This is a genomic window from Bradyrhizobium sp. AZCC 1610 (genome assembly GCF_036924515.1).
Taxonomy (GTDB): domain Bacteria; phylum Pseudomonadota; class Alphaproteobacteria; order Rhizobiales; family Xanthobacteraceae; genus Bradyrhizobium.
Genome location: NZ_JAZHRR010000001.1, coordinates 5,576,854 through 5,602,606 on the forward strand (window position 1 = coordinate 5,576,854; position 25,753 = coordinate 5,602,606).

Sequence of the window (25,753 nt, forward strand, 5' to 3'; positions counted from 1 at the left end):
TTCCGTCGTCCCTGCGAACGCAGGGACCCATACCGCGTGATCCGTCGAGAAAGCCTGGTGGCAGACGCCCTGCCAACTACCGCAGTCGCTTGCTGAAGCGAAGCCGTCTTCCCTCCTGCCCCGCCCGCCGGCCGCGGCGTATGGGCCCCTGCGTTCGCAGGGGCGACACGTTGATGGGTTCTCGCCTTTCCCCCACGTCGTCCCTGCGAACGCAGCGACGACTCGTTGATGGTATGCACCGCTGGAATTAGGCATTAGTATCGCCCAATATTGACCCCATGGATCGCATGGCCACTCTTTCCCGAGAACAACTGACGGCATTCGTCCGCGGCATCAGCCTCCGGCAGGTCCGCCTTGTCAGCGGCGTCGTGCTGTTCGCCTATCTGGTCACTCATTTCCTCAACCATACGCTCGGCAATATCTCGCTGGAGGCGCTGGCGAGCGGCGTCTATCTGCACACCGCGTTCTGGCAATTCCTCCCCGTCACGATCCTGTTCTACACCGCGTGCCTGGTGCATACCGCACTCGGCATCTGGGCGCTCTACGAACGCCGGCAATTCCGCTGGAAGGCGATCGAGCCACTGCAGCTTGCGCTCGGCCTCAGCGTGCCGATGTTGATTATCGCCCATATCATCGGTGTCCGGCTCGGCCAGACGCTGTTCGGACATGAAAAGCTCTATCCGCAGGTGCTCTTCCTCTACTGGGTCTGGGCGCCATACCGGATCTGGCTGATGCTCGCGGTCATGATCATCGCCTGGGTCCATGGCTGCATCGGGCTGTATTTCTGGCTGCGGATGCGGGCGTTCTACAAACGCACCGCGCCGTTCCTGCTCGCCGCGGCGGTTCTGGTTCCGACGCTCGCCATGCTGGGCTTCTATCAGAGCGGGCGCATGGTTATCGACAATGACAGCGTGGAATGGCGCGCGCAGACCCAGTCGCAGCGCCTGATCGGCACCCGTGCCGAAGCGCAAGCGCTCGATCGCATCACGGACTATTTTCTGTTCGGATATTTCGGCCTGATCGGCGTCGCGCTGCTGGCCCGCGGCGTCCGCGCCGTCAACGAGCGCCGCCGCGGCATGATCAACCTGTCCTACGGCAATGGCCGGATGGTGCGTGTCCCCAAGGGCCTCAGCGTGCTCGAGGCCAGCCTGCGCAACAACGTGCCGCATGCCAGCGTCTGCGGCGGCCGCGCGCGCTGCTCGACCTGCCGCATCCGCATCATCGGCGACTGCAGCGACCTGCCCAAGCCCTCGCAGCGCGAGGCGTTCGTGCTTGGCCGGGTCGGCACATCGGATCCTTCCATTCGCCTCGCCTGCCAGTTGCGGCCGCCGACCGATCTCTCGTTTTTCCAGTTGTTCCTGCCGCACACGATGTCCGCCGACGGCCACGAGTCGAACCCGACGCGGATCGGCCAGGAGCGCTATCTCGTCAGCCTGTTCGTGGACATGCGCGGCTCGACCAAGCTGGCGGAAAAGCGGCTGCCGTTCGACACGGTGTTCATCGTCAACCGCTTCCTCGGCGCGGTGTCGCAGGCGGTGCTCGAGAGCGGCGGCATGCCGAACCAGTTTGTCGGCGACGGCATGCTGGCGCTGTTCGGACTCGCCTGCAGCCGCCAGGAGGCGTGCCGTCAGGTGTTGAGGGCAGCAGCCCTGATCGCCGTCAATGTCGACGAGCTGAACAAGTTTCTCGAACACGATCTGCGCGAGCCCATCCGCTTCGGCATCGGCATCAATGGCGGCGAAGTTATCGTCGGCGACATCGGCTACCGCGATCACATGGTGTTCACCGCGCTCGGCGATCCCGTCAATGTCGCGGCACGATTGCAGGACATGACCAAGATTCTTGCATGCGAGGTTGTCATCTCGGATGAAGTTCGCGCAACGGCAGGATTGGCGGAAGATGCGCTGCCGGCGCAGGAAGTCGAGATCCGCGGGCGCAACGAGCCGATGATCGTACGCACTGTTGCTGATGCGCAAACGCTGCCGGCGCTGGTTAACGAAGAGCAAAGCGCCGCAGCCTGAAACCGCTGCAGTGATAGCGTTTCGAAGCGTATGTGCGGAAGCCCCGGCCGCTCGCGCGGCCGGGGTTTTCCGGCCGCGATGGGCGGCGCCGGAGGCCCGCCGCCGCCTCCCTGCAAGCGGTGGAATGATGTCAACCGGCAGCGGGTCGAACCAATTGCCCAATTTTGGCATCGGCGCCCGCCGGCCGCGTCAAATGAGCGCAAAACCGGCAAAACGGCGTGAATCGGCGGCGAATGGGCGGTTTTTTGCCGAAACGGCCATTCCGTTTGCGCTACCCAGCCCGCCCCAACCCGCGTATCCTGATGCCTCGGGCATGCCGGTTAGTGCGGGGACCGACGGCTCGTTTACTTTTTTTGATTCCGCGGAGACGACGTGAATGGCTAAAGGTACGGTGAAGTGGTTCAATCCAACCAAGGGTTACGGGTTCATCCAGCCCTCGAATGGCGGCAAGGACGTGTTCGTTCATATTTCGGCAGTTGAGAAAGCTGGTCTTTCGACGCTCAATGAAGGGCAGTCCGTCGAGTACGAAGAGATCGCCAACCGGGGCAAGACTTCGGCCGAGAACCTCAAGGTTTAGCGCAAACGCGCGATCGGCAACGGCGCGCTCTCGGACTAAAAGCCGGGAGCTGGGCTAAAAAAATTTCTCAAAAACTGTGAGCGTTCGGCGGAGCGGGCACCGCTTCAGCACGTGCGATAGCTAAATCGTGCGCGAGAACCGGCCGCTCAATCTTCCGTGACCCATTTCTGGACCGTCATCACGTCGGGTGGCTGCAGATAGCCCCGCGGCCAGAGATCGACGACCCACTCGATCTTGGTGGCGCGATCGACCAGCACCGCGGTGTTGTGCGGCGTCTGCAGCACCAGCGTATTGCCGCGATATTTCGGATCGCCGATCGCGTGATGCTTCAGGAGGCCCCACTCGCGTAGCACCAGCAACAGGCTCGTGGTGTTACGCGTCGTGTCCCAGCAATCATAATTGTGCTTGTCGTCGAAGTAGCGGAAATCCGCTTTCGCCACGCGCTTGTTGGTGCCGAGGATCGGCCCCATGCGGCGATCGAACCACACCACCACCTTCTGCACCGCGGCGCGTTCGGCCGCGGCTGAGACGCGCCCCGCCGCCATGATTTGTGTGATCGCGTTGCGGTCGCTGGCCGTGAAATCGAGGATCTCGCGGCGCCGGCAGACGAAGCCGTAGCAGACAGTCATGGATTTGGCCGACGGCGGATAGATCGAAACCGAGCTGTAGAGATTGGCGACCTCAGCGCTCATCTCGACCGCCTTCGCCGCCGAGGTGCCAAACAACGCGGCGAGAAGCACGCCAAACACAGCCACGAAACTATTCCGCGTGCGGCTTCCCCGTATCGGCAGAGCGGCGTCTCTCATCATCCCTGCTGTTCCCATGCGACGAGCCTCACGATTAGCGCGGCTCCTTCACGCTGCCAACAAGCAAGCCGGCAATCTGTGGATCCCGCCGCGGAAATTCCGCCTGCTGTGTTTTCCGTGCGCCAGTTGGTTCCGCTAGCACACCATTCCGGCCTTGGCGATCCGGCCATCCCCCCGGAAAATTGGGGAAATTTGCGCCCTGTTCTGTCAATCCCGGCCCCGGTAGACTGGCTGGAGCCAAGAGAATCCTATGCTGATTCCTCAGTCGCCCCTTCCGCCCTTCAGCGCGCCCTACGCGCCCGACGACCGTGCCATGGCCAATCGCCTGCTCCGGGCCGTGCCGCTTGAGCCGGCGCAGGAAGCGCGTATCGACCGCATGGCGACACGGCTGATCGAGGCCATCAGAGCCAACGACGATCCGCTCGGCGGCGTCGAGGACATGCTGCGCGAGTTCGCGCTGTCGACCAAAGAGGGACTGGCGCTGATGGTGCTGGCGGAAGCGCTGCTGCGCGTGCCGGACGCCCGCACCGCCGACCAGTTCATCGAGGATAAGCTCGGCCAGGGCGACTTCGTCCATCACGAAACCAGGTCGAGTGCGTTCCTGGTCAATGCCTCGGCCTGGGCGCTCGGGATGTCGGCTCGCGTGATCCAGCCCGGCGAGACGCCGCAGGGGACCATCGGACGGCTGACCAAGCGGCTGGGCGCGCCGGCCGTGCGGGCGGCGACGCGGCAGGCGATGCGGTTGATGGGCAATCATTTCGTGCTCGGCGAGACCATTGAAGCCGCGCTGTCGCGCGCGCAGCCGCATTCATCGCGCCATCGGCGCTACTCCTTCGACATGCTCGGCGAAGGCGCGCGGACGGTCGAAGACGCCGCGCGCTATTTCAACTCCTATGCCAGCGCGATCGATGCGATCGGCCGCAGGGCCGAGGACCGTCCCCTGCCCGACCGCCCCGGTATCTCGGTCAAGCTCTCGGCACTGCATCCCCGCTTCGAGGCGGTGAGCCGCGCCCGGGTAATGAGCGAACTGGTGCCGCGGCTGATCGATCTCGCCCGGCAAGCCAAATCCTATGACCTCAATTTCACTGTCGACGCCGAGGAAGCGGACCGGCTGGAATTGTCGCTCGACGTGATAGCGGCAGCGCTCGGCAATCCCTCGCTTGCGGGCTGGCACGGGTTTGGCCTCGCGATCCAGGCCTATCAGAAGCGCGCCTCCGATGTGATCGATTACGTCGATCGTCTCGCACGCAGCCTCGACCGAAAAATGATGGTGCGGCTGGTGAAGGGCGCCTATTGGGACACCGAGATCAAGCGCGCGCAGGAACGCGGGCTCGACGGCTATCCGGTGTTCACCCGCAAGGCGATGACGGATCTGAACTACCTTGCCTGCGCGCAGCAATTGCTGGCGCTGCGGCCACGGATCTTTCCGCAATTCGCCACCCACAACGCGCTGACGGCCGCAACCATCCTCGAGCTGGCAACCGACCAGAGCGGATTCGAATTCCAGCGCCTGCACGGCATGGGCGAGGCGCTCTATGCGAAGCTCGGCGAAGATCGCCCCGATATCGCCCATCGCACCTACGCGCCGGTCGGCAGCCACCGCGATCTCCTGGCCTATCTGGTGCGGCGATTGCTGGAGAATGGCGCCAATTCGTCCTTTGTCGCGCTCGCTGCCGACGAGACCGTACCGGTGTCGCAATTGCTGCGGCGGCCGGCCGATATTGTCGGCAGTGCCGACAACGCCGCGCATCCCCAAATCCCGTTGCCGCGCGATCTGTACGGACCCAAAAGAAAAAATTCCCGCGGAATTGAATTCGGCGAACGCGCGGCGCTGGAGCAACTCGCCTCAGACATCGCCGCCGCACCATTGCCCGCGCCGGCGAGCATCGCCGATGCGACCGAGAGTGAAGCCAATGCGGCGATAGTGGCTGCGCGCGAGGGTTTCAAGGCCAGAACGCCGGCCGAGACGCGCGCGGCGGCGCTGGAGCAGGCCGCCGGTTTGTTGGAACGGCGCGCGGCGCATTTCATCGCGCTGCTGCAACGCGAAGGCGGCAAGACGCTGGACGATGCGGTTTCCGAAGTTCGCGAAGCCGTGGATTTCTGCCGTTACTATGCCGCGCAAGGACGCGAACTGTTCGGCGAAGCCAAGGCGATGCCGGGACCGACGGGCGAGAGCAACATGCTCTGCCTGCGCGGCCGTGGCGTCTTCGTCGCGATCTCGCCGTGGAATTTTCCGCTGGCGATCTTTCTGGGTCAGGTCACGGCCGCCTTGATGGCGGGCAACGCAGTCGTTGCGAAGCCGGCTGAGCAGACGCCGCTGATTGCGGCTGCGGCCGTACGGCTGTTGCATGAAGCCGGCGTACCGGCGTCCGCGCTGCATCTGGTGGCAGGCGACGGCCGGATTGGCGGCGCGCTGGTGGCGCACCCCGATATCGCCGGTGTCGTCTTTACCGGCTCGACCGAAGTTGCGCGCACGATCAACCGTGCGCTCGCCGCCAAGGATGGGCCGATCGTGCCGCTGATCGCCGAGACCGGCGGCATCAACGCGATGATCGTCGACGCCACCGCCCTGCCCGAACAGGTCGCCGACGACGTCGTGACCTCGGCCTTCCGCTCCGCCGGCCAGCGCTGCTCGGCACTGCGGCTGTTGTTCTTGCAGGACGACGTCGCCGACCGCGTGATTGAGATGATCGCGGGCGCGGCGCGCGAACTCGTCATCGGCGATCCCTGCGATCCGGCCACGCATATCGGACCGGTGATCGATGCCGAGGCCAAGCAGCGGCTGGACGCGCATATCGAAAGGATGAAGAAAGAAGCCCGGGTGCATTTTGCGGGTCACGCACCGCAAGGCAATTACGTCGCGCCGCATATTTTCGAATTGTCCGATGCCGGCCAGCTCACGGAAGAAGTATTCGGCCCGGTGCTGCATGTGGTGCGCTATCGCGCCGACCGGTTCGAACAGGTGCTACAGTCGGTCGAACGCTCGGGCTACGGGCTGACGCTCGGCATCCATTCCCGGATCGACGATACGGTGGAGGACGCGATCGAACGGCTTCAGGTCGGCAACATCTATGTCAACCGCAACATGATCGGCGCCGTCGTCGGCGTGCAGCCATTCGGCGGACATGGCTTGTCCGGCACCGGGCCCAAGGCCGGCGGGCCGCATTATCTCGCGCGTTTTGCAACCGAACAGACGGTGACGATCAATACGGCGGCGGCCGGCGGAAATGCAGCGCTGATGTCTGATGGGGAGTAGTTGCATCACCCTTCAAGATGGGCCAAATGACGTTTTTGAACCTGATCGCACAGCGATAATTCAACAGGAACGACAAACGTCACGGAGCGGCGCCACGATGGATAAGGGTATTTTCGAAGGCCTCAAGGTTCTGGATTGCGCGAGTTTTATCGCAGCGCCTGCGGCCGCCACCGTGCTGTCGGATTTCGGCGCCGACGTCATCAAGATCGAGCCGCCCGGCACTGGTGATCCCTATCGCAATCTGCCGAATTTACCGGGCTACCCGCATAGCGAGCATAATTTCGCGTGGATGCTGGAAGCCCGCAACAAGAAGAGCCTCGCGCTTGATCTCTCGAAACCCGAGGGCCAGGCGGTGCTGCACCGGCTGGCCGCCCAAGCCGACGTCTTCATCACCAATTATCCGCCGCAGGTGCGCGAGCGGCTCGGCATCACCCACAACCATCTGGCGCCACTCAACGAACGCCTGATCTACGCCTCCTTCACCGGCTATGGCGAAAAGGGCGAGGAAGCCAACAAGCCCGGCTTCGACAGCAATGCCTATTGGGCGCGCTCGGGCCTGATGGACCTGGTGCGCGCGGATGAGCACACCACGCCGGCGCGATCGATCGCCGGCATGGGCGACCACCCCTGCGCGATGGCGTTTTACGGCGCGATCGTCACCGCGCTCTACAAGCGCGAGCGCACCGGCAAGGGCTCGCATGTCAGCTCCAACCTGATGGCCAACGGCGTCTGGGCCGCTTCGGTGCTGGCGCAAGCAAAACTGGTCGGTGCAAAATTCGGCGAACGCCGCCCACGCGAGCGCGCGCTGAACGCGGTCACCAATCACTACCAGTGCAAGGACGGACGTTGGCTGATCCTCTCCCTGCTTAACGAGGACCGGCAATGGCCGACGCTGGCGCGCTGCCTGGGCCGCGAGGATCTCATCACTGATTCCAGATTCGAGACCAAAAAGGAGCGCCATGCGCGATCGCTCGAACTGATCAAGATCTTCGACGAAACCTTTGCGACCAGGGACTTGGCCGAGTGGCGCAAGATCCTCGACGGCAACGGTCTGGTGTTCGGCGTCGTCGGCATCCTCGACGACATTCCGAACGACAAGCAGATGATCGAGAACGAGGTGCTGGTACCGTTCGAGAACGACACCATGCTGACGATCTCCAGCCCGATCTGGGTCGATGGCAGCAAGAAGGTCCAGCCGCGCAAGCCGCCCGGCATCGGTGAGCACAGCGACGAGATCTTGCGCAACGCGGGCTATGACGAAGCCGCTATCGGCGAGCTGCGCGCGGCCGGCGCGGTGGCGTGAGGCCGCAAGCCGTGCCCAGCTATCGCCTGCATTACTTCCCGGAATCGGGAAACAGCTACAAGCTCGCGCTGATGCTCACTCTGTGCGGCCAGCGCTTCGAGCCGGTCTGGACTGATTTCGGCGGCGGCGTGACGCGGACGGCGGAATGGCGGCGCGACGTCAACGAGATGGGCGAAATTCCGGTGCTCGATATGGACGGCGAACGCCTGACCCAGACCGCGCCAATCCTGCTCAAGCTAGCAAAGCAATTCGGCCGGTTTAGCGGCGAGACCGAACAGGAAGAGTTCGAACTGTTGCGCTGGCTGTTCTGGGACAATCACAAGCTCACCGGCTACATGGCAACCTACCGCTATTTCCGGACCTTCACGCCGTCGCCGGACGAGCATGTGCTGAAGCATTTCCGCAGGCGGCTCGACGATTTCCTGTCGATTCTCGAGCAGCACATGCAGAAGAATGCATTCGCCATCGGCGAACGGCCGACGGTGGCCGACATCTCGATGATGGCCTATCTGCATTACCCCGCTGATGAAACCGGCTATGACCTGGCGGCGAGCCATCCCGCGATCAGCGCCTGGCTTAAGCGCATGGCGCAATTGCCGGGATGGAAATCGGCCTATGATCTGCTACCCGGCAAACGCCTGACGCACTACGCCAAGTAAACTTATGCCATGTGACCGTTCGTACCCTTAACGGCTTTTGACGAAGCACATGCCGATGCGCGAGATCTTGCCGGCGGCCTGACAGGTCAGGCCTTCGGCGCAGGTCCAGTCGCGAAAACTTGCGTCATTGTTGGCCGCCGGCTTGCTCTGCACGTAGCAATGCGCGCCCCAGCCGTCGTAATAATTGGTGCCGGCGAGTTCGGTGCTGCCGCGCAATTGCGGACGGCTGGCGAACCCACGCGAGTAATCCGGTGGCCTGCCGTCGCGCAGGCTTACGAGAATATCGCGGCGGCGGATCTGGTCGCCGAAGAAATGCGGCGACGCCGGCACCACGGTCGAATTCGACGGTTTGTCCGCCATCCAGTCGACGCCGGCGAAGTGAAAGCCGCCGATGCCGCGCGTCTGGTGGCAGCCGGAACAAGTCACGTCGTTGAGCCGTCGTTCGAACCCGGCAGGCGAGCGGATGTTCTGCAGCTTCATGCCACTTTCCACAGCCTTCCTTAGCGCAGCCACGACGTCGGCCTCGCTGAACGCGGCGTCCTCGCCTTGCACCAGTCCGAATTCAGGCTCCAGGTCCGACGGATCGAACCCGACCGGAGTTGGCGCAATCGCGCCGTTGGCGAGGAATTTTTCCGGGATCAGCACGGTGCCGCGATCGAACGCGACGAGATTGGCGGGATCGAGCAGCCATGCCCTGAACTCACGCTTGAGGCCATCGTCCGCCAGAAGCCGCGCGCGGTCGATCTGGTTTTCCATCGGCGCTTCCGCGAATACACGCGCGACCCGATCGTAACGAAACACCTTCAACAGATAATCGGTGCGGAAATCGCGAACCGCAGATTTCGGCGCGTGCGCGATCTGGAGATTGGTCTCGATGCGGTCGATATTTTCGTGGCCGATCAGATCGAGCGGGTCATCCTTTGCCGCCAGCGTCCCGCCGAGCGGTGCGGCGAGCCAGCGACCCGCGATTTCGGAGCAGGTGATCGCCGCTCCCTCGCCTTTCGCCTTCAGCACGAGGTTCAGCGTCATCGGCAGCCGCGGCGGCGAAGCGTCGTCGGCTGACCTGTTCATCCGCGTCAAGCGGTAGATCAGGCGGATCTCGCCGCAGCTTGCTTCCGCGGCATAAGTGCGGTCCATGCGGTTGACGATGCCGGCCAGCACGAACCGCGTCTCTGCCGAATAAAGCAGCGTGCGGTCGAACAATTGGAAGTCAAAACCCTCGCCGACGCCGATCGTCTCCTTCGGCAGGCTCGCGCTGTGCCGCGCGATGTAGCGATCGAACTCGCCATCGATCGCCTGCCGGATTGGGATCATCGACGGCACGGCGAACACCGCGCTGTTTGCGAGCGGGATGTCCGCCGACCGCTCCGGCAACAACATACGGTCGAGGCGAAATTTTCCGCCATCGAGTTCGCGCAGCGTCGCGGGATCGGTGATGGCGGTGCCACGCTCCGGCGCCACATCTTGCGCCGCACGCGCCGGCAAAGCAGCGCACAGTAGAGCAAATAGGATGGCGAGAAGTCGGGGCACGCGGCTCATATCCCAACTAACACCGCGCAATGAGACCTATTCAAGAAGAAAGGCGCCTCACGTCGCCGTGAAACGCCTTCCTGTTCGCATATCGTCCCGTCAGCGCGCGACGATCAGGCCCTTGCTGGTCACGACCACCCAGCGGCCGTCCTGCTTGCGAATGGCGTCGACACGGCCGAGACCGGGGATTGGATCGCCGGCATAGACCTCGTACATGCCGCGGCGGCCCTCGATCAGGGCGCTGCCATTGGCGACGTCCCGCAATACCCAGCCTTCGACGGTCGGCAGCCGGGCAACCTCGGGCTTGGGCGGAACCGCAGGCGCAGGCGCCGCCGCGGCTGCGGCCTGCTGCTGCTGTTGCGGTATCGTGCCCGTCACTTCCTTCGCAGGCGCCGGCGCGGCGGCGGCCGTCGTCGCGGACGCCTGGGCGGCGCGGAGCTTGTCGACGGTCTCGCTGAGCTTGGCGAGTTTTGCCGCCGGCTCGGCCTGCGCCTTCTCGACCTTGTCGAGGCGGTCGCTGGCCTTGTTGAACTGGGTCACGCCGGCCTTGGCGGTATGATCGAGGCTCGCCTTCAGCGCGACGATGTTGGCATCGAGCCGCGCCACGGTGGCTTCGAGCGCGCTATCCTTCACTGATGCTTGGGCCGAATCTTGCGCCGAATCTCCGGCCATCAGCTTTCCAATGCCCGCGGTTGCCAGCGCGCCACCCAGCGCACCCGCCACCGTCGCCAGCGCCACCACGGCGGCCATCGCCCCGATTCTTCGTTTGCCGGACGATCCCTCCGCCGGCGCCGCCTTCGCATCGACGCCGGCGCGATCGCCGGGCGACATGATCGTCACGTTGCCGGGGAAGCGCAGCGCTTCCGGCTTCACGGCGTCGATCTTGGGAGCCTCGATCTTGGGAGCTTCGGCCTTTGACGCCTCGACCTTAGGCTCTTCCATTTTGACGGCCTCCACCTTGGGCGCGTCAGGCTTCGGCGCCGTCTCATCCTGCTCGGGCGCCAGTCTCGCCGCCTCGATCTCTGCCGCGGTCGTTACCGGCTCGCTCGGCGCAGGCATGTCGGGAGCTGTCGGCCCGGCGCCAAGGGTTCCGGTTTCACCGCTGGTGGGCTGGGGGTGCTGATCGCTCACGTTGGATTCTCCAGAATTGATTGACCATTTGGTAACTTTTATTACTTGCCAAATCCTTACCGGCCTCGGCCTTACCGAAATTTTAGGAACTCATCCGGCCCGGTTTTAGCCGCCACTTGTCGGCCGTCCCGGTCCCAAGGTCCGCTATGCTGCCCTGCGGCAGCCTTGTTTGCGCCGGTCTGTTTCCCGATTAACATGGACCGACCAGCCAGAAAGGCAGGTGGCCACCATGACCATCGAGAAATGCATCAACGAGTTTGATGTAGATGACGTCATTTTTGAGGAAGGCTCGACCGGGCGGGAACTGTTCGTCGTGCTCGACGGCCAGGTCGAGATCGTCAAGATGAACGGCACCAGCAAGACGGTGATCGTCACGCTCGGCAAGGGTGAGTTCTTCGGCGAGATGGCTGTTATCGACGGCTCGTCCCGTTCGGCAACCGCCATTGCGGCCGCGCCAAATACCCGCGTGATGCGGATCAATCACGCCCGCTTCGTCTACCTGGTCAGCCAGCAGCCGGCCTTCGCGCTGATGATCATGGATGCGCTCAGCAAGCGCTTGCGCGCCTCCAACACGGTGGCCTTCAAAGCCGCGGCCGGTTCATGAGCGAGCGCAGACCGAGCCCCTTCAAGACGCTGCTCGACAGCGACGTCTGTACGCTGATCGAGGCGGCCGAGGACGTCTATCAAGTACGCTTCAAGAACCGCGCGGCGAACGCCTATCTGGTACGCGGCAGTTCACGCACCATCCTGATCGATGTCGGCCTATCCTCGAACTATCCGCATCTACTGACGTCCCTCAACCATATCGGCGTGAAGCCCGACGATATCGACATGGTGGTGCTGAGCCACGAGCATCTCGACCATATCGGTGCGGCCTATCATTTCCACGGCCGCGCCTTCATCGCCGCGCATCGGCTGGCCGCCAACAAGATCATGCTGCGCGACGACTTCTCGATGCTGCGCAAGATGTTCAACGAGCCGAACGTGCCGATCAATATCGATCTCTGGCTGGAAGAAGGCAATCTGATCGATCTCGGTAATTTCCGCCTCAACGTGATGTACACGCCCGGCCACACCTCGGCCTGCATCACGCTGTTCGAGCAGGACAAGGGCCTGTTGTTCGCTTCCGATACGCTGATGCCGGGTGGCGTGATGGGCGGCGTATTCGGCTCCGGCAGCATCGCCGATTACATCCAGTCGCTCGAGCGGCTGAAGGGCCTGAACTCGAAGATCCTGCTGTCCGGCCACGGCCGGCTATCCGACACACCGCAAGAAGACGTGCGGATCGCGATCCAGCGTTCGCACGGATTATTGTCGGACACCGCGCAATTGTTCGACGCATTGGATGCGCGAGCGAACTTCGAGCCGATCATGCAGTCGGTGCGCGATCTCAACAAGCTCGACGACAGCTAGGCCATCGGCCCGCAACATATTCCGTAGCGCCGAATGTGTGATCCGTCCATTTGACAAATGGCATGGCGGCCTGTTCAACAATTCCCAACAACACTGCACAAGAAAACATCGGGAGAGATAGCACCATGAAGTTCTACGACTCGGTCGGACCGAACCCGCGCGTTGTCCGCATGTTCATGGCGGAGAAGGGCATCGATATGCCGAAGCAGACCGTCGATCTGCGCAAGGGCGAGAACCGTGAGGCCGAGCATCTGAAGCGCAATCCGCACGGCCAGATGCCGACCCTCGAACTCGACAACGGCAACTATCTCTCCGAAATCACCGCGATCTGCGAATATCTCGAAGAGAAGCATCCAAACCCTCCGATGATCGGGACGACGCCGGAAGAACGTGCCGAATGCCGGATGTGGACGCGCCGCGTCGATCTCAACATCTGCGAGCATATGGGAAACGGCTTTCGCTTCGGCGAGGGTTTGAAGTTCTTCGAAAAGCGGATTCCCTGCGCCCCCGAAGCCTCGCCCGGCCTCAAGATGATTGCCGCCAACCGGCTGCAATGGCTGAACGGCCAGATGGCTGACGGCCGCGACTATTTCTGCGGCAAGCGCTTCACGCTGGCCGACATCCTGCTCTATGGCTGGCTCGATTTCGGCGGCCAGGTCGGCCAGCCGCTCGATCCTGCCAACACCAACATCGTGGCATGGATGGCGCGCGTGGGGGAACGGCCTTCCGCGAAGGCGTGAACCCTACACTTGCCTGGAAGCGCCTCGGAGTTGATGCACGGGCCGGTGCGCCTGTGAAGGCGCTACCGCGCGAGCTACATCACGCGCCGCTCAAGGCATTCCGGCCGGTGGATGATGCGTTCGGGCAATGGGACCCGAGCAGCGGCAGGCATTGAACCTGGTCCGTGACTAGCTCATCCGAAGATGGCGACCTTGATTGTAGACAAGCTCCCAAAGTTCGCTCGCGTTCCAACGCTCACTCTTCCCGTTGAGCTTTTCTGCGACCGCGATCGCGAAATCGTCGGCATCTGGAGGCTCTTTCGAAATGATCCGGCAGCAACCCAATGACGGGTTCGTCGGCATCGCCATCGCAAGCCGCCGACAGATACCCGCAGCCAACGCGACTGCATCGGCTGGATGCACGCCCTGCTCGTCGCGCAACATCTGCGTGATTATTCGTTCTGCTTTACCTGCATTAATTCGAATTTCTGTCATTTAAGCCTCCTTTCTGACGAAGCCACGCTGCCTGCTGGCCTCGCGCTGTCGCCGGAAGTGCCGGTCAATATATCCCACAGCCGTAGTGCGCTCATCGGCAAGAGTATCAAATGCGGCAACAAGACGGGCAGAAGGCACGCCACGATACTGAAGATGACAACCGCGACACGGCTGAGCATCCCGAGTGCGCGCAAAATCATCTCCCTGGTCATCAAGAGCACCATCATCGGGGCTGCGTATCCGACAAGATCGATCACCCTGACCATGGCTTGCCCCTCCTCTGGCTGGCGGACAACGGATAATGCTCACGAGCAACCTGCGCCTCGCGACTACCCAATGTCGCGAAGCACTCCCGAAAAGGTTGCAAAATGAATCCGAATTGAGCCGCTCGCAGCGAGCGACCGAGCGGAGCGAAGTCGTTGTTATCGCGTTGACTTCAACCTGATGAAGGAGTTGACTTCCGATATTATTTTGATTGACGGGCAGGCATCGATGGTCGTTGAACGATCGGAGCCCAATCCTTCTCATCTGCATGGCGAAGCGCCTCCCGCCCGCGCCGCTAGCCTTGAGTGGCGGATGGGGTCGCTCGTGCTGGACCCGGTCGCGCGCATTCTAATTCATGACGGCACCCCCCTACCCCTGGGTGAGCGGGCTGTTTCCATTCTGCTAATGCTGGTCGAGCGATCAGGTCAGTTGGTCAGCAAGGAAGACCTCATCGCGTTTGCCTGGCAGGGCTTGGCTGTCGAGGACAGCAATCTCACGGTTCAGGTTGCTGCGTTGCGGCGGGCGTTGGCGCTGGTCCCTGGAGGGAGATCCTGGATCGAGACTTTGCCGCGGCGCGGCTATCGTTTCGTCGGTACCGCCGTACGATCCGGGGACAAAGACCCGCCGACACCGGATGAACCACGGGCAGCCCGATCGTCTTATGAAATAGCAAAGCTACCCTCGCCCAAACTCGTGGACGATCAGAAAGACCTGCCGACAGTGTCCGCGCTCACCGATTCACGCGCGCACCATATGGTTGGACGCGCCGCGCCGCTCGATATGCTGGACCGGATGGCACAGCGCATGCTGAGCGGCCAAAGGCAGATAGCGTTTGTCACCGGAGAGGCCGGAATTGGAAAGACGGCTTTTATCCAGATGGCGGTGGACCGACTGTCGCAACAGGGCGTCGATTTATTGTGCGGGCGCTGCACCGAGAGGTTCGGCACCGATGAGGCCTTTCTGCCATTGATCGACGCGCTGGTGACATGCTGTCGCAGCACGAATGGAGCAGAACTGCAGACAGCAATTCGTGCCCACGCGCCAACCTGGATGCTGCAGATACCAGGACTGATTGGTGCGACGGAGCGCGCCGCGTTTCAACGCGAAGTATTCGGTGCGACCCGCGAGCGCATGCTCCGCGAATTTTGCGATCTTGTGGAAGCACTGAGCGCCGATCGTCCATGGGTAATCGTTCTCGAGGATCTGCATTGGAGCGACCTGGCAACGCTGGACGCCCTCTCCCGCTTTGCGCGAGGAGATAGCAAGGCCTCGGTGCTGATCCTCGGTTCCTATCGGCCGGCAGATAGCATCATCGGCCAACATCCCATTCGGCGCCTGCATCAAGATCTGGAGATACACGAGCGCTGCGGCGAATTGCGCCTCGATCGATTGTCCCGAATGGAGGTCGAGCGACATCTCGCACTGCGGTTCCGCGATGATGCAGTGGCGTCCGCCTTGTCTGAACCCGTGTTCGAGCGAACGCAGGGACAGCCGCTGTTCATCGCATCGTTGATCAAGTTTTTCATCGATCAGCGAGTGATCGTCGAAACTGACGGTGCCTGGCGCCTGCCATCGGAGGCGGCGATTCCGCAAGATGGCGTACCGACCGACTTGCTGAATATGATCAATTATCAGGTAAGCCGCCTCACGGAGGAGGAACGGCGTCTACTCGAAGTCGCAAGCGTAGCCGGCGGAGATTTTTCCGCCGCCCTGGTGGCAGCCGGCTTGTCACGCGATGCCGTCGAGGTTGAGCGTGACCTGGAAGCGCTAACCCGCAAGGATCACACGCTGGTCCCGTCGGGTGTGTCTGAATGGCCGGATGGCACGTACTCGGGATCGTATGCTTTCCGACATATTCTGTATCAAAACGTCGTTTATCAGCATCTCGCGCCGGGACAGCGCGTGCAAACGCACAGGCGTCTGGGCAAGAGGCTGGAACAGGCATATGGCGATCTGACCTCGGAAATCGCGCCGGTGCTCGCGCTTCATTTCGAACAGGGCCGGGATTTTCCGAGCGCCTTGCGCTACCTCGGACAGGCGGCAGAGAGTTCCGCGAAGCGCCTTGGCCACGCGGAAGCCGCCAGCTATCTAACGCGTGGTCTTAGTATTCTCGATCGCTTTGATGTGCCGGATAAGTTCAGGCTGCGCATCTCCGTGTTGCGACATCGCAGCCTTGCTCTGCGCTCAAGTGGTGATCTCGCTGGCTCGGTTCGTGATCTCAAGGAGATGATTGTCTGCGCTGGACACGCCGGCGAGCTTCGACAGGAGGTCGCTGGCCTTCTTGCCGTTAGCCGCTTCTGCTTGCACGCAGATCGACGCCTCTGCCTTCAGGCGGCCGAAGATGTGCTGATTAAAAGCCAAGCCCTGGAGGACGACACCTTTAAGGCCCTGGTACAAGGCAGCAGCGCCAGCATCAACCTGTATCTCAAGGGATGGCACGATCAGGATGCTACTCGTTGCATGAGAGCAATGGAGTTAAGTGCGGGCGCACAGGACCACGGCACGTTGATCAGGCGTTATGGAATCGAGGGAATTCTTGACTGTTGGCGCTCGCGGTACCGAGAGTGTCGTCGCTCGGCGACGCATGGAAAGCGATTGGCCAGCGAAGCTGGGGATGTTTACGTCTTTGTCCTTTTCAATGTGCTGGAGTCCACCGCGCTCCTTCATCTGGGCGAGTGGCGGGATTTGCAGCGCGAAACCACAACGGCCTTGGAATTTGCGAGAAAAAACGGAAATGAACAGGCCAGCGGACTATGTCGATTGACACTCGCATGGTTGCACGTCGAAGCAATGGATTTTGAGGGAGCCCGCGCCCTCTGCGAAGGCGTCGACGAGAACACTCTCAACGAAAACCAGTTTGCTTATTTCTTTCAGCGAGCGGTCCTGGCGAAAGCTTTCGTGGGATTACGCGACCCACAACGAGCAAGCAAACAGTTCAATGACGTTCAGCGCCGCCTCGAACAAGATGGCATTCCGCTGGATTTTACAATATCCACGCAGCTTTATCACTGTTTGGGGGAATATTGCCTGCAGATTGCCGAATTTGATCAGGCGAGAAGATGGGCAATCCAGCTGCGCGACTACGCTGCCCCGGCACCCGATCAGAACCATCTCGCCCTCGCCCATGGTCTGTCAGCTCGGATCGCTTTTGCTACCGGCGATCGGGACGAAGCTCGGGAACACTTGTCGCGCGCTTTGTCGATCGTTGACAATGCCAACTTTCCTCTCGCTGGATGGCGAGTTTATCTCGGCGCCGCGACGATATTCGAAAGTATCGGTGAAGCGGACGATGCCGCCACCTACCGGATCCGTTTTGAGACGGTGATACGAACTCTTGCGCGAAACTTTGAGCCCGACGATGCCTTGCACAGCTCCGTGTTGAGCGCTCTGACAACTTGACCAGCGTGATCGATCTCGGCGTCTGACAGCCGCTGGGTAGACTTTGCCCCAAAGAAAAAGGCCGGCGGGCGTTACGCCGCCGACCTCATCTTGCAACTGCCGGCTCGCGGGTCCGGTTCCGTTGCTTTGCATTCCGTTGCTAGAACTATTTTGATCAGTAGCGCCCAGTGCCGGCTGACGCCATTGCGCGTAGGTATTGCCGAACCGTACCGAGGTAGGCTCACACCATGGAAACGGATGAGCCGACTATCCATTGGTTTAGGGTGGTGGGCTACATCACCACCGGCGTATCCGGCAGCTCGTTCGAGCCGCCGCCGCTCCTCGGGAAATGAGCGGCCAATTCGCGCGACACGGCTTCTATCCCCTTGATTACCCCGCGTTCGAAATCCCCTGCCCTGAAATCCGTTTCCATCTCCCGGCATATTCTTTCCCAGCCCGCTGTGCCCACCCTCGCGTTGATGCCGCGGTCGGCGACGATCTCGACATCGCGATCGGCAAGCAGGAGATAGATCAGCACGCCGTTATTTTGCGCGGTGTCCCAGATCCGCAACTGTGAAAAAATATCCAGCGCCCGCTCCCGCGCCGGCTGATTGCGAAACAGCGGCGCGCCGTCGAGCGCGCCTTCGACCACGAAGCGGAGCTGTCCCGAATGCGCGGTCTCGCCCGCTTCGATGGCGCGCTCGATCCGCGCCAACGCGTCCGGCGGGAATGCGACACGGCGCCGCCAGTGGTGCTGCAGAAGATGTCTGGTAATGCGTCGGATGCTCATGTCTACCAGCTCCCCGAGGCGCCGCCGCCGCCAAAGTTGCCGCCGCCACCGCTGAACCCGCCACTATCGCTACCACTGGAGCTGCTGCCGCCCGACCAGGACCCGCCGCTGCCGCCCATGACCCATCCGCCATTGTCCCGGTCGTATCGGCGGCGCCGCACGCTCGGGCCGGTCGAGCCCAGATTCTGGAGGAGGAAGGTGACGACGAAAGCGATAGAGCCCACCAGCATTGCGGCCGCGAGCGATCCCGCAACGAACCAGGCGACAACACCAACGATGCCGCCGGTCGCCAGTGCGCCGATGAATCGGCCAAGAAAACTGCGCAGCACGGCTGCGAGGATGATCAGCCCAGCGATGACAAACGGATTTCCGGGGTTGAGGTAATTGAGGAGTTGAGACGTCTCCCAATGCGGCGGCGCCGGCTCTGGCAGCTTCTCGCCCTCGGCGACCCGGACTATTCGGTTAACGCCCGCGGAGACGCCACCGGCGAAATCGCCGGCCTTGAATTTGGGCGTGATGTCTTCGTCGATGATGCGCTTGGTGGTGACGTCGGTGAGCGCACCTTCGAGGCCGTAACCGACCTCGATCCGCAAGCGGCGATCGTTCTTGGCGATGACGAGCAGCGCGCCGTCGTCGACCTTCTTGCGGCCGATCTTCCAGGCTTCCGCGACCCGCAGCGAAAATTGCTCGATCGCCTCGCCGTCCGTCGTCGGCACGATCAGCACCGCGATCTGGCTGCCCTTTCGCGCCTCCAGATCCTCCAGCCGCCGCGTCAGCGAGGCGATGTCGCTGGCCGCGAGGGTGCCGGTCTGATCGACTACCCGCCCGCTCAAAGCCGGCACCGCGACAAGCGCCAGTGCCGAAGCGGCCCAGCACAGCAGCAGCGCAAGAAGGGAGGCTCTTGCAGCGTTCATCGCAGGTCGTCTGTTCACCCCATTACTTCGCGGGCGCCGGCGTCGGATTGAAATCCACCTTCGGCGCCGTCGAGATAGCCTTCTCGTTCTCAACCGTGAAATTCGGCTTCTCCTTGTAACCGAACGCCATCGCCGTCAGATTGTTCGGGAAAGTGCGGATGCCGACGTTATAATCCTGCACCGCCTTGATATAGCGGTTGCGCGCCACAGTGATGCGGTTTTCGGTGCCTTCGAGCTGCGACATCAGATCGCGAAACAGCGCGTCCGATTTGAGCTGCGGATAATTTTCGGTCACGACCAACAGGCGCGACAGCGCGCTCGTGAGTTCGCCCTGCGCGGCCTGAAATTTCTGGAACGCGGCAGGATCGTTCAGCACCTCCGGCGTCGCCTGGACGCTGCCGACCTTGGCGCGGGCGTTGGTGACTCCGAGCAGCACGTCCTTTTCCTGCTGCGCAAAGCCCTTCACCGAATTGACGAGATTGGGCACCAGATCGGCGCGGCGCTGGTATTGGTTGACGACCTCCGACCAGCCCGCCTTGACCTGCTCGTCGGTGGTCTGGATCGCGTTGTAGCCGCAATTGGTCAGGCTTAGTGTCGCCAGCGCCGCCAGCACGGTCCATAATCTGCGCATCGAACTCTCCCAAAGAAACCTCAAACGCCAACGTATCAGATTGGTTGCGTCAGGTATGCAAGGCGTAGGCCCGCGCCAAGTCCGATTTGGCAGCCGATGGCCCTTGCCTATCGTTCGCTGAAATAACAACATGGCCGGATAATAATAGAGGGAGGGCGCATGACCGCGTTCGAGACCATCGTCGTGGAGCGACCCGAGCCGCGCATCGCGCGGATCGTGATGAACCGGCCCGAGGCGCGCAACGCGCAGAACCTGCAGATGACCTACGATCTCAATGCCGCCTTCGACCAGGCGGTGCAGGATGATGCGGTCAAGGTCATCATCCTGGCCGGCAACGGCCCGCATTTTTCGTCAGGGCATGATTTGCGCCCCGGGGCCAAGAATGCCGCCGGCGTTGATTTTCCGCCGGTCGGAAATTGGGGCGGCTTCGCCGAGCCCAACGCCCACGGCCGCTTTGCGCGCGAGCAGGAAATCTATCTGCAGATCACGAGGCGCTGGCGCAATCTTGCAAAACCGACGATCGCGGAAGTGCACGGCAAGTGCATCGCCGGTGGCCTGATGCTGGCTTGGGCCTGCGACCTCATCGTCGCAAGCCATGATGCCGAGTTCTGCGATCCTGTCGTCACCATGGGTGTCTGCGGCGTCGAATGGTTCGTGCATCCCTGGGAGCTCGGTCCGCGCAAGGCCAAGGAATTGCTGTTCACATCAGACGTCTGGAGTGCGGAGGAAGCGCACCGGCTCGGCATGGTCAACCACGTGGTGCCGCGCGACGAACTTTCCTCTTTCGGAATGAAGCTCGCTGAAAGGATCGCAACCAAGCCGTCGTTCGCGCTGAAACTGACAAAGGAAGCCGTCAATCGCTCGGTCGACGTGATGGGACAGCCCGCGGCGATCGAACAGGCGTTCGCGCTGCACCAGCTCTGCCACGCGCATAACCTTCAGGAGTTCGGAATGATCGTGGATCCTGCAGGCCTGCACCCCTCCGTCAGAAAACCGGCACAAGCAAAATAGAACAAGCAAAGCAGATCAGATGGACCTTACCCCAAGTGACGAGCAGCGGTTGCTGCGCGAAAGTGCCGATCGCTTCGTCAGCGAGACCTATACCGCCGATCACCGCCGCAAGGTCGCCAGCGATCCGCTCGGCTTCAGCGCCGATATCTGGAAGCAGTTCGCCGATCTCGGCTGGCTGGCGCTGCCGATCGCCGAAGCCCATGGCGGCCTTGGCGGCGGCGCCATCGAGATCGGCATCCTGATGGAAGCGTTCGGGCGCGGTCTCGTCTCCGAGCCGTATCTTTCCACCGTCGTGATCGGCGCATCCCTGATATCTGAATGCGGCACGGAGGCACAGAAGCAGGCGCGGCTTTCGAAAATCGCCGACGGTTCGCTGTATCTGGCATTCGCGCATTCGGAACGCCAGGCGCGCTTCGATCTCGCCGACGTTCGGACCACAGCGAAGAAGACACCGGACGGCTGGCGCCTCGACGGCCACAAGACCGCCGTGCTGGACGGCAACGCCGCCAGCCAAATCATCGTCTCGACCCGCGTCGATGACGGCTCCGGCAAACCAGGCAAGCTCTGCCTGTTCCTGGTGCCGCAAGGCACGCGCGGCCTTGCCTTACGCGACTTTCCGCGGCTTGGCGGCGGGCGGGCCTGCAATCTCGAACTCCGGGATGTACAGCTTCCTGCCGACGCCCTGCTCGGCCACGGCAGCGACGCGTTGCCCGCGATTGAAGCCGTGATCGACCGCGCCATGGCAGCGCTTGGGGCTGAGGCCGTCGGCATCATGCAGACCCTGCTCGACCAGACGCTGGAATACACCAAGATTCGAAAGCAGTTCGGCCGACCGCTGTCCGCCAATCAGGTGATCCGTCATCGCCTCGCCGACATGGCGATGCAATGCGACGAGGCGCGCTCAATGGCGCTGCGCGCCGCGCTGATGGCCGACGCCGAACCGGTGGCGCGCAGCCGCGCCGCCTCGGGTGCGAAAGCCAAGATCGGCAAATGCGCGCGCTTCGTCGCCGAACAATCGGTCCAGCTTCATGGTGCGATGGGCGTCACCGAAGAGCTCGACATCGGCGCCTACTTCAAGCGGCTGCTTGCCTTCGAGACGTTGTTCGGCGGCAGCGCCCATCACTATCGCCGTCACGCGGCCCTCGGCGGCCGTGCCGTTCAGGCCTGAGAGGAGCGCACCATGGACCTCGCCTTCAATGCCGAAGAGCGCGCTTTCGAAAAAGAGGTACGCGACTTCATCGCGGCAAATCTCACACCCGAGATGAAACGCGCCACCGCGCTGACGCCGTCGGTATTCTCCGATCCTGACATCGGCATGGCCTGGCAGCGCGCGCTGCACAAGAAAGGCTGGAGCGCGCCGGGCTGGCCGGTGGAGCATGGCGGACCGGACTGGACGCCGGCGCAGCGCTGGATCTTCGAGGCCGAATGCGCCCGCGCTGGCGTGCCCAATGTGAACGTGATGGGCGTCAAGATGGTCGGCCCCGTCATCATCGGCTTCGGCTCGCCCGAGCAGAAGAACTTTTACCTGCCGCGGATTCTCTCCGGCGAGGATTATTGGTGCCAGGGCTATTCCGAACCGGGCTCCGGCTCCGACCTCTCCTCGCTGAAGACCCGCGCCGTGCGCGACGGTGACGACTACGTCATCAACGGCACCAAGATCTGGACTACACACGCCCATCACGCCAACCGGATGTTCGCGCTGGTGCGCACCAACGAGACCGAGCGGCAGCAGGACGGCATCTCCTTCATCCTGATCGACATGAAGAGCCCAGGCATCACGACGCGGCCGATCCTCACCATCGGCGGCGACCACGAGGTCAACCAGGTATTCTTCGACGACGTCCGCGTGCCTGTCGCCAATCGCGTCGGCGAGGAAGGCAAGGGTTGGACCTACGGCAAATATCTGCTCGAATTCGAGCGCGGCGCCGGCATCGCCTCGGCCAAATTGCGCGACGCGCTGAAGACGGTTTCGGACCTTGCCGAATCCGACGCCACCGGCCGCGCCATCGACGATCCCGATATCGCAATGCGGATGTCGGAGATCGAGGTCGATATCGATACGCTGGAGATGACTGAACTGCGCGTGCTGTCGGCACTGCAGACCGGTCAAAATCCCGGCGCGGTGTCGTCGCTGCTAAAACTGCGCGTCAGCGAAATCCGCCAGGCGGTGACGCGGCTCGGCGTCGACGTGATCGGCAATGACGGCCTCTATGTCGAGCCAATGCGACCGCTCTACCGGCTCAACGAGCCGCCGGGAATTCCGGAGGGGATGCTGCCGGTCGTGCCGGAATATCTCAACGGCCGGGCGTACACGATTTTCGGTGGTTCGTCGGAGATCCAGCGGGATATCGTGGCAAAGATGGTGTTGGGGCTGTAGCGGTCTGCGCGGCTTCGCGACCTTCGCTGTCATGGCCGGGCTTGTCCCGGCCATCCACGTCTTTGTCGCCGCACGTCTGTCAAGACGTGGATGCCCGGGACAAGCCCGGGCATGACGAGCTGCTTATTACGACGGCCCACTTATTCCCCCGCCCTCGCATCCCTTATCGCCTGCCACACCTTGGCCGGCGTCAGCGGCGTGTTGAGCTGCGTGATGCCGAGCTCACTGAGCGCATCCATCACGCCATTGGTGACGCAGGGCGGCCCGCCGATGGCGCCGGATTCGCCGCAGCCCTTGGCTCCGAGCGGATTGGTGCGGCAGGGCGCGGAATCATCCAGCGTCACGGCAATCGGCGGAATATCGTCGGCGCGCGGCACGCAGTAATCCTGGTAGCTCGCGGTCAGCAGCTGCCCTTCCTCGCTATAGGCGACGCCCTCATACAGCGCCTGCCCGATGCCTTGGGCTACGCCGCCATGCACCTGGCCGGTCACCAGCATCGGATTGACGGCGATACCGACATCATCGACCGTGGTGTAGCGCACCACCTTGCTGACGCCGGTTTCCGGATCGATCTCGACTTCGCAGATATGCGTCCCGTTCGGCCAGCTCGGCCCGTCAACCTCGCCTTCAGAGTCAACGGAAAGCCGCGCGCCGTCTTCCTTCTTCGCGATTTCGAACAGGCTGATGCGCTTGTCGGTGCCGACCACACTGAGCCAGCCATCGCGATATTCGATATCCTCGACCGACGTCTCCAGCACGTTCGAGGCCTTCTCGCGCGCCTTGTGGATCATGTCGTTGGTCGAGACCGCGACCGCGGTACCGCCGACGAACAGCGAGCGCGAGCCGACGCTGCCGAAGCCGGTGGCAAGGTCGGTATCGCCCTGCACCACGTCGATCTTGTCCATGGGGATGCCGAGCGTATCCGACACCATTTGCGTATAGGTGGTCTGCAGTCCCTGCCCCATCGCCATGGTGCCGGAATGCAGGATGACGCGGCCTTCCGCGGTCGCGTGCAGGCTGACCTTTTCGGTGTGCGCGCGCCCGCCGGTCCATTCGATGTAGCTGGTGAGGCCGCGGCCGTAGAGCAGGCCCTTCTTCTTCGCCGCCTTCTTGCGCGCTGCAAAGCCATCCCAGTCCGAAAGCTCCGAGGCGCGCGACAGCATGTGCGCGAAGGCGCCGGAGTCGTACACCTGGCCGACCGCATTGGTGTAAGGCAGTTGCGCGGGCTTGATGTAGTTGACCTTGCGGATGGTACGCGGGTCCATGCCGATCTGCCGCGCGGCGGCATCCATCAGCCGCTCGACGATGAACACGGCCTCGGGGCGCCCCGCCCCGCGATAGGCGCCCACCGGCGCGGTGTTGGTCATCACCGACTTCACTTCGAAATGCACCAGCGGCAGGTCGTAGACGCCGGTCTGTACGAACGGGCCGAGCACCAGCGGGATGATGTTCGCGGTCCCCGACGAGTACGCTCCGGTGCCGCCGATCGAGCGCACGCGATAGGCCAGCACGCGGCCTTTGGCGTCGAGCGCGAATTCGCCGGTCGAAGTGAGATCGCGGCCATGGGTGCCGCCGACGAATTCGTCGGTGCGGTCGCCGCGCCAGCGGATCTTCCTGTTCAGCTTGGTCGCGGCGTAAGCGACGATGCCGTCTTCGGGATAGAGGCTCGTCTTCTGGCCAAAGCCGCCGCCGATATCGCCGACCAGCACGCGCACGCTGTCCTTCGGCCGCTTCAGAATGGATTCCGCGAGCAGGTCACGGGTCGAGCCGGGGGTTTGCGACTGCACGTGCAGGATCAACCGGCCGGTCTTCTTCTCGATCTCAGCAATCGTCGAACGTGGCTCCATCGCCGAGGGCACCAGCCGCTGGCTGACCAGATCGAGCGAGACCATGTGCGCAGCCTTGGCAAAGGCTTCCTCGACCTTGGCGGCGTCGCCATAGCTCATGGCGGCCACGATGTTGTCGGGCGCCTCGGGCCACACTGCGGGTGCGCCGGGCTTCACCGCCTCGACGGGATCGACCACCGAGGGCAGCACCTCGTAATCGACGGCGATCGCCTCGGCCGCCGTCTGCGCCTGCACCCGCGACGCCGCTACCACCGCCGCCACCGCCTCGCCGGCATAACGCACGATTTCATGGGCCAGCAGACGCCGCGGCGGCACCGTCATCGGCTTGCCGTCCGGCCGCTGGAAGATCGCGAGAGTCGGGAGGGTGCCGATATCGTCCGTCACCAGGTCGGCACCGGTATAGACGGCCTCTACCCCGGCCATTTCAAGCGCGGCCCTGGTGTCGATCGATTTGATCCGGGCATGGGCATGCGGCGAGCGCAGCACGTAGAGCCACAGCGCGCCCTCCTCGGGCTTGTCGTCGATGAACTGTCCCTTCCCGGTGAGCAGCCTCTGGTCTTCCAAACGCTTGACCGGCTGGCCCGCACCAAAACGCATATTGCCGGGAAGAATATTCATCAGTTTGTCCTTC

The 25,753-nt window shown here is 62.8% G+C and carries 21 protein-coding genes; 12 read left to right on the top strand and 9 right to left on the bottom strand.

What is annotated here, in order from left to right:
• Positions 1-287 precede the first annotated feature (287 nt).
• Together V1279_RS27465 and V1279_RS27470 are read left to right on the top strand one after the other, a co-directional pair.
• A complete protein-coding gene (locus tag V1279_RS27465) occupies positions 288-2,021 on the top strand; it encodes an adenylate/guanylate cyclase domain-containing protein (RefSeq protein ID WP_334442355.1) in 1,734 nt (577 codons plus the stop codon).
• 376 nt (positions 2,022-2,397) lie between these two features.
• Positions 2,398-2,598: a cold-shock protein gene (locus tag V1279_RS27470; protein WP_212419956.1), complete on the top strand. Its 201-nt coding sequence runs from the start codon at positions 2,398-2,400 to the stop codon at positions 2,596-2,598.
• A 146-nt stretch (positions 2,599-2,744) separates the two neighbouring features.
• Here the strand turns inward: V1279_RS27470 and V1279_RS27475 are convergent, their stop codons facing one another.
• Positions 2,745-3,290, bottom strand: a complete 546-nt coding sequence (locus V1279_RS27475) for a hypothetical protein (RefSeq protein WP_334446594.1) — start codon at positions 3,288-3,290, stop codon at positions 2,745-2,747.
• Positions 3,291-3,660: 370 nt separating this feature from the next.
• Between V1279_RS27475 and putA the strand changes: the two genes are divergently transcribed.
• The 3 genes from putA to V1279_RS27490 all read left to right on the top strand — a co-directional run bounded on the left by putA (position 3,661) and on the right by V1279_RS27490 (position 8,622).
• The gene (gene putA / locus V1279_RS27480) at positions 3,661-6,660 is read left to right on the top strand and encodes a bifunctional proline dehydrogenase/L-glutamate gamma-semialdehyde dehydrogenase PutA (protein WP_334446595.1); all 3,000 of its coding nucleotides are present in this window, start codon (positions 3,661-3,663) and stop codon (positions 6,658-6,660) included.
• Positions 6,661-6,757: 97 nt separating this feature from the next.
• Positions 6,758-7,963, top strand: coding sequence for a CaiB/BaiF CoA transferase family protein (locus V1279_RS27485; RefSeq protein ID WP_334442360.1), 1,206 nt, complete (start codon positions 6,758-6,760; stop codon positions 7,961-7,963).
• Between the two features lie 11 nt (positions 7,964-7,974).
• Entirely contained in the window at positions 7,975-8,622 is a 648-nt protein-coding gene (locus tag V1279_RS27490; RefSeq protein ID WP_334442362.1) for a glutathione S-transferase family protein, read from the top strand.
• 27 nt (positions 8,623-8,649) lie between these two features.
• Here the strand turns inward: V1279_RS27490 and V1279_RS27495 are convergent, their stop codons facing one another.
• Both V1279_RS27495 and V1279_RS27500 read right to left on the bottom strand, forming a co-directional pair.
• Positions 8,650-10,161, bottom strand: coding sequence for a hypothetical protein (locus V1279_RS27495; protein WP_334442364.1), 1,512 nt, complete (start codon positions 10,159-10,161; stop codon positions 8,650-8,652).
• Positions 10,162-10,251: 90 nt separating this feature from the next.
• Complete coding sequence (locus V1279_RS27500; RefSeq protein ID WP_442894826.1) at positions 10,252-11,283, bottom strand: hypothetical protein; 1,032 nt, start codon at positions 11,281-11,283, stop codon at positions 10,252-10,254.
• 229 nt (positions 11,284-11,512) lie between these two features.
• Here V1279_RS27500 and V1279_RS27505 point away from each other — a divergent pair, with 229 nt between their 5' ends.
• The 3 genes from V1279_RS27505 to V1279_RS27515 all read left to right on the top strand — a co-directional run bounded on the left by V1279_RS27505 (position 11,513) and on the right by V1279_RS27515 (position 13,436).
• A complete protein-coding gene (locus tag V1279_RS27505; RefSeq protein WP_334442367.1) occupies positions 11,513-11,887 on the top strand; it encodes a Crp/Fnr family transcriptional regulator in 375 nt (124 codons plus the stop codon).
• The gene (locus tag V1279_RS27510) at positions 11,884-12,696 is read left to right on the top strand and encodes an MBL fold metallo-hydrolase (RefSeq protein ID WP_334442370.1); all 813 of its coding nucleotides are present in this window, start codon (positions 11,884-11,886) and stop codon (positions 12,694-12,696) included. Before V1279_RS27505 ends, V1279_RS27510 begins: the two co-directional genes overlap by 4 nt.
• 125 nt (positions 12,697-12,821) lie before the next feature.
• The gene (locus V1279_RS27515; RefSeq protein ID WP_334442373.1) at positions 12,822-13,436 is read left to right on the top strand and encodes a glutathione S-transferase family protein; all 615 of its coding nucleotides are present in this window, start codon (positions 12,822-12,824) and stop codon (positions 13,434-13,436) included.
• 168 nt (positions 13,437-13,604) lie between these two features.
• On the opposite strand, the gene V1279_RS27520 is transcribed toward V1279_RS27515, so the two are convergent.
• Together V1279_RS27520 and V1279_RS27525 are read right to left on the bottom strand one after the other, a co-directional pair.
• Complete coding sequence (locus tag V1279_RS27520) at positions 13,605-13,910, bottom strand: hypothetical protein (protein ID WP_334442376.1); 306 nt, start codon at positions 13,908-13,910, stop codon at positions 13,605-13,607.
• Complete coding sequence (locus tag V1279_RS27525) at positions 13,907-14,176, bottom strand: hypothetical protein (protein WP_334442378.1); 270 nt, start codon at positions 14,174-14,176, stop codon at positions 13,907-13,909. Before V1279_RS27525 ends, V1279_RS27520 begins: the two co-directional genes overlap by 4 nt.
• 178 nt (positions 14,177-14,354) lie before the next feature.
• Between V1279_RS27525 and V1279_RS27530 the strand changes: the two genes are divergently transcribed.
• Entirely contained in the window at positions 14,355-17,573 is a 3,219-nt protein-coding gene (locus V1279_RS27530) for an ATP-binding protein (protein ID WP_334442381.1), read from the top strand.
• Between the two features lie 271 nt (positions 17,574-17,844).
• Here V1279_RS27530 and V1279_RS27535 read toward each other — a convergent pair whose 3' ends face one another.
• From V1279_RS27535 to V1279_RS27545, 3 genes are read right to left on the bottom strand one after another with little or no spacing between them, the layout of a single operon-like run.
• Positions 17,845-18,342 carry a TPM domain-containing protein gene (locus tag V1279_RS27535; RefSeq protein ID WP_334442384.1) on the bottom strand — a complete coding sequence of 166 codons (498 nt, stop codon included), beginning with the start codon at positions 18,340-18,342 and terminating at the stop codon, positions 17,845-17,847.
• A gap of 2 nt (positions 18,343-18,344) precedes the next feature.
• A complete protein-coding gene (locus V1279_RS27540; protein WP_334442387.1) occupies positions 18,345-19,256 on the bottom strand; it encodes a TPM domain-containing protein in 912 nt (303 codons plus the stop codon).
• Positions 19,257-19,278: 22 nt separating this feature from the next.
• A complete protein-coding gene (locus V1279_RS27545; protein WP_334442389.1) occupies positions 19,279-19,887 on the bottom strand; it encodes a LemA family protein in 609 nt (202 codons plus the stop codon).
• A 159-nt stretch (positions 19,888-20,046) separates the two neighbouring features.
• On the opposite strand from V1279_RS27545, the gene V1279_RS27550 reads away from it, so the two are divergent.
• From V1279_RS27550 to V1279_RS27560, 3 genes are read left to right on the top strand one after another with little or no spacing between them, the layout of a single operon-like run.
• Positions 20,047-20,898: an enoyl-CoA hydratase gene (locus tag V1279_RS27550; RefSeq protein WP_334442391.1), complete on the top strand. Its 852-nt coding sequence runs from the start codon at positions 20,047-20,049 to the stop codon at positions 20,896-20,898.
• A 19-nt stretch (positions 20,899-20,917) separates the two neighbouring features.
• Positions 20,918-22,066 (top strand): acyl-CoA dehydrogenase family protein, encoded by a 1,149-nt coding sequence (locus tag V1279_RS27555; protein WP_334442393.1) that lies wholly within the window; start codon positions 20,918-20,920, stop codon positions 22,064-22,066.
• Between the two features lie 12 nt (positions 22,067-22,078).
• Positions 22,079-23,275 (top strand): acyl-CoA dehydrogenase family protein, encoded by a 1,197-nt coding sequence (locus V1279_RS27560; RefSeq protein ID WP_334442395.1) that lies wholly within the window; start codon positions 22,079-22,081, stop codon positions 23,273-23,275.
• Between the two features lie 140 nt (positions 23,276-23,415).
• Here the strand turns inward: V1279_RS27560 and V1279_RS27565 are convergent, their stop codons facing one another.
• Positions 23,416-25,740 carry a xanthine dehydrogenase family protein molybdopterin-binding subunit gene (locus V1279_RS27565; protein ID WP_334442399.1) on the bottom strand — a complete coding sequence of 775 codons (2,325 nt, stop codon included), beginning with the start codon at positions 25,738-25,740 and terminating at the stop codon, positions 23,416-23,418.
• Positions 25,741-25,753 lie beyond the last annotated feature (13 nt).